10 protein-coding genes and 1 pseudogene are annotated in these 12174 nt (G+C 38.5%); 6 read left to right on the top strand and 5 right to left on the bottom strand.

What is annotated here, in order from left to right; genetic code table 11:
- Positions 1-303: 303 nt before the first annotated feature.
- The 4 genes from mraY to rsmA all read right to left on the bottom strand — a co-directional run bounded on the left by mraY (position 304) and on the right by rsmA (position 4074).
- Complete coding sequence (gene mraY, locus QNJ66_RS24035) at positions 304-1407, bottom strand: phospho-N-acetylmuramoyl-pentapeptide-transferase (RefSeq protein WP_300511177.1); 1104 nt, start codon at positions 1405-1407, stop codon at positions 304-306.
- Between the two features lie 93 nt (positions 1408-1500).
- The gene (locus tag QNJ66_RS24030; RefSeq protein ID WP_300511176.1) at positions 1501-1746 is read right to left on the bottom strand and encodes a DUF3134 domain-containing protein; all 246 of its coding nucleotides are present in this window, start codon (positions 1744-1746) and stop codon (positions 1501-1503) included.
- Positions 1747-2230: 484 nt separating this feature from the next.
- Positions 2231-2959, bottom strand: a complete 729-nt coding sequence (gene radC, locus QNJ66_RS24025; protein ID WP_300511175.1) for a DNA repair protein RadC — start codon at positions 2957-2959, stop codon at positions 2231-2233.
- Positions 2960-3261: 302 nt separating this feature from the next.
- Entirely contained in the window at positions 3262-4074 is an 813-nt protein-coding gene (gene rsmA, locus QNJ66_RS24020) for a 16S rRNA (adenine(1518)-N(6)/adenine(1519)-N(6))-dimethyltransferase RsmA (protein WP_300511174.1), read from the bottom strand.
- A 29-nt stretch (positions 4075-4103) separates the two neighbouring features.
- On the opposite strand from rsmA, the gene QNJ66_RS24015 reads away from it, so the two are divergent.
- Positions 4104-5765, top strand: a complete 1662-nt coding sequence (locus tag QNJ66_RS24015; RefSeq protein WP_300511173.1) for an MFS transporter — start codon at positions 4104-4106, stop codon at positions 5763-5765.
- 199 nt (positions 5766-5964) lie between these two features.
- Here the strand turns inward: QNJ66_RS24015 and QNJ66_RS24010 are convergent, their stop codons facing one another.
- Complete coding sequence (locus QNJ66_RS24010; RefSeq protein ID WP_300511172.1) at positions 5965-6849, bottom strand: branched-chain amino acid ABC transporter permease; 885 nt, start codon at positions 6847-6849, stop codon at positions 5965-5967.
- Positions 6850-7203: 354 nt separating this feature from the next.
- Between QNJ66_RS24010 and QNJ66_RS24005 the strand changes: the two genes are divergently transcribed.
- The 5 genes and pseudogenes from QNJ66_RS24005 (at position 7204) to QNJ66_RS23985 (ending at position 11835) form a co-directional block, all read left to right on the top strand.
- Positions 7204-7443: an acyl carrier protein gene (locus QNJ66_RS24005; protein WP_300511171.1), complete on the top strand. Its 240-nt coding sequence runs from the start codon at positions 7204-7206 to the stop codon at positions 7441-7443.
- A gap of 94 nt (positions 7444-7537) precedes the next feature.
- Positions 7538-8788, top strand: a complete 1251-nt coding sequence (gene fabF, locus QNJ66_RS24000) for a beta-ketoacyl-ACP synthase II (protein ID WP_300511170.1) — start codon at positions 7538-7540, stop codon at positions 8786-8788.
- Positions 8789-9285: 497 nt separating this feature from the next.
- Entirely contained in the window at positions 9286-10548 is a 1263-nt protein-coding gene (locus QNJ66_RS23995) for a site-2 protease family protein (RefSeq protein WP_300511178.1), read from the top strand.
- 277 nt (positions 10549-10825) lie between these two features.
- Positions 10826-11026 (top strand): annotated as a pseudogene (locus tag QNJ66_RS23990) (iron uptake porin); the annotation flags it as partial.
- Between the two features lie 605 nt (positions 11027-11631).
- Positions 11632-11835 carry a pentapeptide repeat-containing protein gene (locus QNJ66_RS23985; RefSeq protein WP_300511169.1) on the top strand — a complete coding sequence of 68 codons (204 nt, stop codon included), beginning with the start codon at positions 11632-11634 and terminating at the stop codon, positions 11833-11835.
- Positions 11836-12174: the final 339 nt, after the last annotated feature.

Here is a 12174-nt window from a genome sequence, read left to right as displayed (position 1 = left end):
TATTTTTAATCATTAAATAATCAATAGTTAGTAATAGATAAAAATTACAGACTGTTATTGGGGTCAAATCTCCATATTCCTTATTATATAAGGCTTTCAGGCTTGTTCTCAATTCTCTCATGAATAATGCAGGTTAAAAGGGGGTATGGCAATCGGATTTAGTATAATACCAAGATGTAGACTAAACAAAAAATTATGTTTAAGTAATTTTAAGATTGTAGGGGTTAACGGCCGTTAACCCCTACTTTAGCAAAGTGGTATAAATATAGGAAAAATGCAATTTTGCTCACAATTTTTGCAGAATCATAAAGATGAAATGATAGCCAATATAGCTAACCCTGCATTCATTAAATAAAAAACTCCAACAATTTGGGTTTCGGCCCAACCGCTTAACTCTAAATGATGATGCAAAGGTGCCATTTTCAGCAATCGTTTGCCGATACCATCGGGGCCTTTCGTTGCTTTATAATAACTCACTTGAGCAATGACAGATAGAGACTCAATAAAGAAAATACCACTAACCACAAATAACGCCCAAAGATTACCACTAAGAATCCCTACCGCAGCCAAAGAACCTCCTAAAGCCAAAGAACCCGTATCACCCATAAACACAGTAGCAGGGTTACGGTTATGAAGGACAAATCCTAGACAACCACCAGCCATACAAGCACAAAAAATTCCTAACTCGGGTGTTTCCCTAGCCACCAAAATACCTAACCCAAGAAAGGCTAAAGCAGCAGTTCCAGCAGCCAAACCATCCACACCATCGGTTAGGTTGGTGGCATTACTTTCCGCTACCAAAACAAACCCTGCTAAACCCCAAAATAAAACCCCACTAGGTAAGATTAAACCCAATGGTAAAGCAATATTAGTGATGCTAGAAGGTTGTGTTAAAGCTATCCAGAGACAAAAAGCAGAGGCGATGGCAATTTGTAAGATCAGTTTCATACGGGGTGTCAGTCCCTTATTAGATTTTTGGCGTAAAATTTGCCAGTCATCAATCCAGCCGATAATCATATAAGCTAAGGTGACTAAGGAAACAGCGATCGCCCCTTCTGCCAGTTGCGATCCAATTAAAGCAACTATGATTACCACAGGAACGAAGAAAATGCCTCCCATAGTTGGGGTTCCTGCTTTGCTAAGGTGGGTTTGTGGCCCATCTTCTTGGATTACTTGTCCTGCTTTCAAGCGTCGCAAGAAAGGGACCATTCCATAACCGATCAAACCAGTCACAGCAGCAGAAATTACCAAAGGAAGCAGCAATATTTCACTAAAACTAGCTAATTGATCGAATAATTGAGCAAAACCTAGAATCAGAAACAGTAATAACACCGTTAGTAACACTAACAAGTTATTTCCTGATGGTTTTTTTAGGGAGATTTCAGGAGAAAATTTTGCATCTACCACAGCAGTTAAATTACCATTACAAGCTCAACGTCAACTAGATGGGTTGAAAGGGGAATCCTCATAATTGTTCCCCATCAACCTATATTCACTGAGTTAATCTTCACTCTCTAAATCAATATCCTCCTCATCATCGTAGTTGTCATCGACATCAATTAAGTCTGAGATTTCTGCATCTTCTTCAACTTGACCTTTTGTCTCTTCTTGTTCACGATAAATTAAGCGATTTGTTGCTTCTAACCAGTTGATAATAGAAGAGTCCTGTTTCACAGGAATTACTGCTGCTGGTTCATATCGCGCTTCTTGGGAAATAGCAGGGGATAAATTATCGTCTTTAGACATAAAATTTAGAATTTAACAGTTCTGTTCATCATCCATCTTGATTGAATAACCCTACCGTGTAGACGGGTAGGGACTCTTTATGCGGAAAACGCAAAGGCGTATCCAATTGCCTCTAATACCTCACCCTAGAGGGTTTGGCTTTACTTTCTTTTCTTCTCTGTCTTGAGTGCGTTCTACATTTGCCGTACTACAACAAATCACGCACTCCCTTTTATGAGAGACTTAGCCGAAGCTAATAGGGTTTTTTGGTTAGCTTAGTTTCGACCCCTGACCATTTTCGCTATTTTTAGTAGGTACTAGGCGGTTGTGTCCCTGTATTGCAACAGTGCTTTTGTGTTCATTGTACCTTAATTTTTCTTCTTAGTCGACGCTGAGCGGTTTATATTTTGGTCGCTATTTATCCCTAACTTTTAGAAGATTAGGGTATTCTGGCGACATCAGGATAACTTAGGTGACAACCTCGACGATATAAATTATCAGGGCATTATTCCTGTGGATAACGTCGCCATAAATCAGTAATCCTGTGCAAACTGCAATGGTTCCCTTCTCCTAAGATAAGATGATCGATTAAGGGAATGTGGAGTAGTTGCATTCCTTGAAGTAATTGTTCTGTTAAGTCTAAGTCTTCTTGAGAGGGTTCAACGTTGCCAGAAGGATGATTATGAGCCACAATTAAGGCATTAGCTCCTTGTTTGAGGGTTTCTCGGAAAATTTCCGTTGCATCAACTAGACTTTCTGTCGCGGTTCCAATATTGATGACTTTCGTCCCTAATAATCTATACTTACTGTCTAAAAAAACAGCCGCAAAATGTTCTCGTCTTTCCCACATTAAATCATGACTCAAGGCCGCTACAGCAGCTTCTGGACTGTCAATAGTTACTCGTTCCAAGGGTCGCACCTGAAAAGTCCTTTTCCCTAATTCCACGGCAGCAATTATGGTTGTCGCTTTAGCAGGTCCAATGCCATCAATAGCCATTAACTCATTAGGACTAATATCCCGCAAAACGTCTAAGGGATCACGACGATGTTTACTTAATTCTTGCAGAATATGATGACCTAAACCCACTGCTGAGAGTTTACCTTTTCCTTGCCCTGTTCCTAACAAAATGGCTAAAAGTTCAGCAGTTGCCAGATTTTTTGCACCGACAGCTATTAAACGTTCACGAGGTCGTTCGCTACAGGGAATATCAGCAATTCTTAGGTTATAGGTCATATTCAGTTAAAAACGAGCAATACACTTATCTCAATGTTGTCCCGTTTTAACCTATTTTTCAGAAAATGTCTGTGATCTTCTTGATTAAACGTTGAGGACTAACCTAAATCTGGAGTTCGGAATTATTGTTTTGTTAAGGAGATAATAGAAGTTTTGGAATTCAAACTTGTTGCACATTATCAATAAATCTACTTTCATCAAATTCACGTGACTGAGAAAATATGAAAATATTATTAATATAGTTATATTTTAACAAAGATTGACATAATTATGAGAGATTGTATAGAAAATAACAAAACTTATTATTGAGGAAAATAGTTACTTAATGCGATCCATTGATTAATATCCAGATTTTCTGCACGAACTTGTTCATTAAGGTCTATTTCTCTTAAAAATTCTCCCAGGCGATCGCTATCAATCAAACTTTTTAAATTATTGCGCAACATTTTACGACGGTTAGAAAAACCGAGATTAATTAAGGTTTCTAAACGTTTAGGATCAACAGCAGAATGAGCTAAAAAACGGGGACGAAAAGTGATTACAGCAGAGTCTACTTTTGGGGGAGGAGAAAATGCTTTACTGGGAACATCACAAATATAATTACAGTCAGCCAAATATTGCATTTTAACCGATAAACCACTATAACTTTTATTACCAGGATAGGCAACTATTCTTTGGGCAACTTCTTTTTGAATCAATAAAACAATCAGATCATAAGATGGATTTTTAGGAGAAGAAATACGACCTAAAACCTTTTCTAAAATAGGACTGGTAATATTATAGGGAATATTAGCAACTACTTTATTAATGGGTAAAAACTTAGGAAAATCTTTTGCTTCTGTGGAAATATCTAGCTTAAGAATATCTCCTTGTAGAAGTAAAAAATTATCATAATTACCAAAACCTTTAACTAACTTTTTACAGAGATCCCAGTCTAATTCTACTGCAAGAACAGACTCCACTAAAGGTAAGAGACGACGGGTTAAAATACCTGTTCCTGGGCCTATTTCTAAGATGCGATCGCTGTTTTTTAGGTTCGCAGCTTGTATAATCTGTTCTAGTGCCGTTTCACTGCGTAACCAATGTTGAGCAAACCGTTTACGGGGTTGAGGCATAATTGATACTTTATTAATATACTTTTTTTATGACATCACCTAATACTGAGAAACTCCATTTTACCACAAAATTAGCCTATGGTGCTGGTGATTTTGGACCGGCGATTACTGCTAATATTTTAGTGTTTTATTTATTATTTTTCTTCACCAATGTGGCCGGTTTACCTCCTGGTTTAGCTGGCAGTATTTTAATGATTGGTAAAATTTCTGATGCTATTAATGACCCTATTATTGGGGTATTAAGTGATAAAACTCGTTCTCGTTGGGGTCGTCGTCTTCCTTGGATTTTAGGGGGGATTATTCCTTTTGCTTTCTGTTATACTTTGCAATGGACAATTCCCCAATTTAGTGATAATTTAACCATCAATCAATGGGGTTTATTTGTTTATTATGTAGTTATTGGTATCTTGTTTAATATTGCTTATACAACAGTTAATTTACCCTATACAGCATTAACACCAGAATTAACGCAAGATTATAACGAAAGAACCAGTTTAAATAGTTTTCGGTTCTCTTTTTCTATTGGTGCTAGTATTTTATCATTAATACTTTATATTTTAGTTTCTTTTGCTTATCCCGATAATCCTCAATTTAGATTTTTGATTTTGGGTTTAAGTTGTTCTTTTTTAGCCATTATTGCCCTTCTTTGGTGTAGTTTACGGATTCAAGAAAAAGGCAAAAATCCTATTTTAAATTTAAACCAAAAGAAACAATTAGGAATACTCTTAACTGGAATTGGTGTTTTAGGAATTATTTATGTAATTTTGAGAATAATCCCAGTAACATCGAGTTTGGTGGGAGGAAATAGTCAGTTTGATTATATTAGCTTTTTTTCCTTACTATCTAGTTTATTATTGCTAGGATTTGGTTATAGTTTATTATCAGCAAAAGTCGAAGATCATTTACTTATTCAAGAGGTTAATCAGAGTCAAATAAATAGTCAGCAAGAAAGTAATATTTCTTTTACACAACAATTAAAGATTGTCTTTAATAACCGTCCGTTTTTATTCGTTATTGGTATTTATTTATGTTCTTGGTTAGCCGTTCAATTAACTGCATCGATTTTAGTTTATTTTGTTGTTAGTTATATGAAATTAAGGGAAGATCAATCTGGTTTAGTTGCCTTAGCTGTACAGGGAACTGCGTTAGTTATGTTATTTTTTTGGCAAGTAATGTGTCGAAAATTTGATAAAAAAATTGTCTATTTTATGGGAACAGGAGTCTGGATTATTGCACAAATTGGACTCTTTTTATTACAGCCCGGACAAGTTACTTTTATGTTTATTTTAGCCATAATGGCAGGATTTGGAGTATCCGTTGCATATCTAATTCCTTGGTCAATGGTTCCCGATGTTATCGAATTAGATGAACTAGAAACTGGACAAAGAAGAGAAGGAGTTTTTTATGCCTTTATGGTACTCTTACAAAAGTTTGGTTTAGCCTTAGGATTATTTCTAGTTGGTGTAGTTTTAGAAGCAGCCGGATTTGTGGAACAAATCCCCGGGCAACCCTTACCAACTCAACCAGAAACCGCTTTATTTGCCATTAGAATTGCTGTTGCTCCTTTACCAGCTATTATTTTAATTATAGGCTTAGTTTTAGCTTACTTTTATCCTATTACCCGCGAAGTTCACGCCGAAATTCGTTTAAAACTAAAAGAAAGAGCGCAACAAGAAAATAATCAAGAATAATAATATTCCTGTCTAAAAAGGTAAGCATTCAGCCGTCAGTGTTCAGGGTTCGGCATTGAGACTTAGTTTCTGTCGTAAAAAATTTCAAAAAGTACAATAATCCTACCTTTTTCTAACTTTTTAAGCAGCAATTATAAAACTTCTCTAGTCCAAGTTGATGAAAATAATATAAGCTGATGGCTTATAGCTGAATGCTCAACTAAAGAGTGCCTTTAAAAATACCTTGAGGACGAATAAAAAGAATAAGAATCATAATCAATAAAGCCACCCCTAACTTATAATCAGTTCCCAACCAAGGGACACTTAATTCTTGAGCAACTCCAATCACTAACCCACCAGCGATCGCACCATAAGGGTTGCCAATACCCCCTAAAATCACAGAGGCAAACATGGGTAAAATCAAAAACCATCCCATATTAGGTCGTATGGTACTGGTAATTAAACCCAACATCACACCCCCAAGGGTAGTTAAAATAGCAGTAATAATCCAAGTCCAGAGAACAACTTGCTCCACATTGATACCCGAAACTCTAGCTAAATCAATGTTATCAGCCACTGCCCTCATAGCTTTACCAATTTTTGTTCGTTGCAAGACCAAATGTAAAATAGCGATCGCCACCACAGCTAAAGCGATCGCCCAAATGCGATCAGTAGCTAATCTCAAACCAAAAATCTGTTGAGCCGGAATAATAGGAATATCATAACGTTGATTATTAGCCCCCCAAATCATTAAAATTCCGTTGCGAACAAAGAGGGCCAAACCAATAGAAATAATAATTAGAGTGGTAGAACTTGCCCGACGATTACGCATTGGTTTCCATAATAAATATTCCGAGGCTAACATGGCTAACATGGTTCCCCCTGACGCTAAAATGGCAGAAAGAACCAAATTTAAGCCTTGACTATTGAGTAACCAGGTTAAATAAGCTCCCAGAGTCATAAAGTCCCCGTGGGCAAAATTAGACAGCCGTAAAATGCCATAAGTGAGGGTTAAACCCACAGCCGCTAAAGCGATCACACTGCCAATAGCTAAACCATTAAATAAGTTTTGTGCTGTCTCTAAAATAAGTTGTGGTGTTTCCATGCCCCTAAATTTTCCTATCCTACCCGTCTCAATGACCATACACCATGTCGGGAAATTTTGTTAATATTCTCCTCATGATAGGTAGTGCTATATTAATTTTCATTTGCATAGATTCAATATTAAATAAAATTGCTAACTCCTCACACTCCCCACACTCCCCACACTCCCCACACTCCCCACACTCCCCACACTCCCTATTTGGTGGTCTTCCAAAAAGAACAATCTTGAACTAATATGAATAATGCTGAATAAACTTTAACTGTAAAATCTACTCTAGGAAATGGTAAACTCCGCCCCATTTCCTCCTCGTCACGGCTAGTCCAACGGGGTTGTTAGCGGTAAATTTGAAAATTAATGAACCAAGAAATATTTGAAAAAGTAAAAACCGTTGTTGTTCAACAACTCGAAGTTGAGGAAGACAAAGTGACCCCAGAGGCCAGCTTTGCCAATGATTTGGCGGCTGATTCTTTAGACACAGTAGAGTTAGTCATGGCTTTAGAAGAGGAATTTGATATCGAAATTCCCGATGAAGCTGCCGAAAAAATTGCAACAGTAGGAGATGCTGTAGACCACATCGACAAAGCAAAAGCTTAAGCTTGATAAAAACACTCAGTATCATTTCATTATCCCCCCATTTCCTCTCCTAAGCACAGTGTTGGGTAGATCAATCTTTTAGTAAGGGAAAATCATGACAAATTTAGAATTAAAGCGAGTAGTAGTGACTGGGTTAGGTGCGATCACCCCCATTGGCAATACCTTAACAGACTATTGGCAAGGTTTAATCAGTGGAAAAAGTGGAATCGCTGAGATTACCCATTTTGACCCGTCTAAACACCCTTGTCGCATTGCCGGTGAAGTGAGAGGATTTGATCCCCATGACTACTTAGATCGCAAAGAAGCAAAACGGATGGATCGTTTTGCCCAATTCGGAGTTTCAGCCAGCTTACAAGCTGTAGCTGACTCCAAGTTAGTCATTAATGACCTTAATGCCGAACAGATTGGGGTAATTATTGGTACAGGAGTGGGGGGAATCAAAGTTCTCGAAGATCAACAAGAAGTTTATTTGAACCGAGGGCCGAGTCGTTGTAGTCCTTTTATGATTCCCATGATGATCGGTAATATGGCCTCAGGGTTAACAGCCATTCAAACGGGAGCAAAAGGACCCAATACTTGTACAGTAACCGCTTGCGCGGCTGGCTCTAATGCCATCGGAGATGCCTTTCGTCTAGTACAACGGGGTTATGCTAAAGCCATGATTTGTGGCGGTACTGAAGCGGCCGTTACTCCTTTATCTTTGGCTGGTTTTGCTTCGGCCAGAGCTTTATCCACCCGTAACGATGAGCCTCAACGAGCTAGTCGCCCGTTTGATAAGGATCGAGACGGTTTTGTGATGGGGGAAGGATCAGGCATTTTAATTCTTGAAGAATTGGAACACGCTTTAGAACGAGGGGCAACAATTTACGGGGAGATGGTGGGTTACGCCATGACTTGTGATGCCTATCATATGACCGCCCCAGTACCAGATGGTGCCGGTGCTACCCGTGCTATGGAATTAGCTCTCAAAGATGGGGGTATTTCTCCTGAACAAGTGACCTATATCAATGCTCACGGAACCAGTACCGCAGCTAACGATGTCACCGAAACCAAAGCTATTAAAAAAGCTTTAGGGGATCGTGCTTATGGTATCGCTGTGAGTTCCACTAAATCCATGACAGGTCATTTGTTAGGGGGTTCTGGAGGTATCGAAGCAGTTGCCACGGTGATGGCCATTGCTAATAACCGCATTCCCCCAACCCTTAATTTAGATAGTCCTGATCCTGACTGCGATCTTGACTATGTGCCTTATGAGAGTCGTCCTTTAGAGATTGATGTGGCTTTATCTAACTCTTTTGGTTTTGGTGGCCATAACGTGACTTTAGCCTTTAAAAAATATCGTTAATTCGCTCTTTTTTGAGCAGTTAATCATTGAAAAAATAGGTTTTATGACTCCTGCATCTTGACAGATGTGGGAGTCATAGTATTGAGAACTTTTAATAATTGTAAATTTCAGATTATTCCTAACCAGCACTAAAAAAATCATTTATAGCAGTCGCCAAAGCTATTAGGACATTTTTCTGTTCCCTGTTCCCTGTTCCCTGTTCCCTTAAAATATAATTTATGTGTCCTAACTAGCCTGTCTATTGCTATAAATCTATCAAGATAAATAATCTTAAATGCTCTCAAAATTCAAGAAAGATATTAAGCATTAACTTTACTATTCTTAAATATCCTTGCCAAGAACTGACATTGTTCGAGAAGACAGAGTTAAGTTAAAATATTAATGAGGACTTTATTGTAGAAAAAAACAGTAATTCACTCCATTGCTATATCGAAGATAGCAAGGGGTTCACCTAAAAATTGTTAAGAAAAATAAAAAAGATTACCTTACCTTTGATCATGGACGGAAAATGGCAAATTGGTTCTTTATTGGGTATTCCCCTTTATATTGACTCTTCTTGGTTCTTTATTTTGGGATTAGTTACCCTAGTTAATTCTCAAGAAATTGCTCAGCTTAACTTAGTCGGTTCTCAGTGGTGGTTAGCTTGGATCGCAGGCCTAATTCTCGCTTTATCCCTCTTTATATCTGTACTTCTCCACGAATTAGGTCATAGTTTAGTGGCATTAGCTCAAGGTATCAATGTTAACTCCATCACCCTATTTTTATTTGGCGGAGTGGCAGCTATGGAAAAAGAATCGGAAAACCCCACAGGGGCGTTTTGGGTGGCGATCGCAGGTCCTTTGGTCAGTTTAGGATTATCCATTATTTTATTTACCCTTTCCTATACTCTGGGTTCCCCTAACAACTCAAACACAATCACTCGTCTCATCCTTTACATGATGGAAGATACCGCTAGAATTAATCTCGTGCTAGGGATTTTTAATTTAATTCCTGGTCTTCCTTTAGACGGGGGACAAGTCCTTAAAGCCATTGTCTGGAAACTAAAAGGCGATCGTTTCACAGGAGTCCGTTGGGCCGCGGCCAGTGGTCAATTAATCGGTTGGTTAGGTATTAGTTTCGGTTTAGTGATCATCTTACTAACAGGAACTTTCAGTGGACTCTGGATAGTGTTTATCGGTTGGTTTATCCGACGTAATGCAGAAAATTATCAACATATTACTCAATTACAAGAAAGTCTCTTAACCATTACCGCTAGGGAGATTATGGGGCGAGGGTTCCGAGTGGTTAATGCTCATCTAACCTTATCTCAATTTGCTCAAGATTATCTTCTCAGTGAACTTCATGATCATATTGTTTATTTTGCCTCTTCAGAAGGAAGGTATCGAGGATTAATTATTATTGAAGACTTACAAAATATTGAGCGCAGTCAATGGGATACCCTAACTCTATGGGACATTGTTCACCCTTTGAATACCATCCCCTCCGTAGAAGAAAAAACCCCTATAGTGACCGTTATCGAGAAATTAGAAGCTGTTAATGAGCGTTCTCTTACCGTTTTATCTCCTGCCGGTGCTGTGGCAGGAATTATCGATCGCGGAGATATTGTTAAAGCGATCGCTAGTTATCATAAATTACCCATTGCTGACAGCGAAATTAAACGCATAAAAGACGAAGGAACTTATCCCAGTTATTTACAATTACCAGCGATCGCTAAAACTGTAGAGGATATAACTGGTAACAATTCGGTAAAACCTAATTAACTGAATAGGACAATCCTGAGACCCCAATAGAAAAATTAGCTAGAATACGGTTGGTTAGTGACCCTGACCTAATTTTATAGAAAATTGATTGTGAGGAGATGAAACAAGAATGTATAAATCGTTATTACCTGCTTTAATAGTGGGGTCAGCTTTAGTTAGTCATGTCAGTTACGCCGAACCTGTTCCCAACCCTTACCCTCCACAGACGGCTCAACAAACTCAGGAGTTGTCACCTAATAACAATGTAACTGCTCAAACTTACGATTATCAGACCACACTACAACAACTAAGTAGTATTCAACAATTAAGGGACGTTTCCCCTACAGATTGGTCTTATCAAGCTTTGAGAAGTTTGGTGGAAAATTATGGTTGTATTGTTGGTTATCCGGATCGCACCTATCGCGGTGATCAACCTTTAACTCGTAACGAATTTGCGGCCGGTTTAAATGCTTGTATGGAACAGTTAGAACGGCGTTTAATTGAAGCGCGGAATCTGGGTTCACCGGCTCATCGAAATACCGCACCTGAAATTCAAGCTATCCCCACAGAACCCGGAGAACATTTCAGCCATGTTATCGACCGAGCATTTTATAACGAAAGTTTACGCTTTTATGATAATACCGATATGTTCGGTCAAATGAATAAGATTTTTGGCTGGCGATATGCCCCCGGTTCTTTCTTTGATAACACCATTGCCAATGATGCTAAAACCATTGAAGCGGTTTTATGGGATGGTCTCAGACAACAAACTGCCGGGCCAAGAATTCGCACTCCAGACCTTGTTAACCCCTTCAACTCTTCTCTAACAGGAAATCCTGAGTATATTCGCACTCAGCCCCCAACCATACGCGACCGTCGGTTTGAGGAGCAACGAATCCCTATTATTCCTCAATAAATAGGAGTTAAAAACCGTAGGGTGGGTTAGACGGCTATCATTTTAGTTCTAACAAGAATCTAATAATCCGTCGTAACCCACCATTTTAGTTAAGTTGAGTGTTGGGAGTTTGGGAAGGGTGGGAAGTGTGAGGGGAAATCTTTATTTTGAACATTGATATATTGATGTGAAAAGTTCTGTAAAACGCCATGAAAGCATCTGAAATACTCCAAGAATATGCAAATGGAAGAAGAGATTTCCGCAATCTTAGTTTAAGAGGGCAATCTTTTCGAGGAAAAAATCTTTCAGGGGCAGATTTTAGTGGTTGTGATTTTAGTGGGACTGATTTTAAAAACGCTATTCTCAAAGGAACTAATTTTACCCAAAATATTGCGAGAATGCCCTCGCTATAGGTAAGGGGGACGCATCGCAGCCATAGGCAAGTACCCCCGAACCCTTAGCGATGGGATGAATGGCAATCAATAAATAAACTGCGTAGCAACGATTTATAGCAATAGACAGGCTAGTTAGGACACATAAATTATATTTTAAGGGAACAGGGAACAGGGAACAGGGAACAGAAAAATGTCCTAATAGCTTTGGCGACTGCTATAATTCTACCATAATTGGGTAAACCATGTTAAAATAAGTATATCCCAGGTGGAAAATTAATCAATGCTAGTCGTAGAAGCAAAATTAAAAAACGGAACGCGCCTAGCAATACCAGAAACTAGATGAAGCCATTAGAACAT

Origin of the sequence: Crocosphaera sp. (assembly GCF_030064895.1) — a bacterium.
Classification (GTDB): Bacteria; Cyanobacteriota; Cyanobacteriia; order Cyanobacteriales; family Microcystaceae; genus Crocosphaera.
The sequence above is the reverse complement of the archived record's forward strand: the minus strand, read 5'-3'. Positions and strand labels throughout refer to the sequence as shown.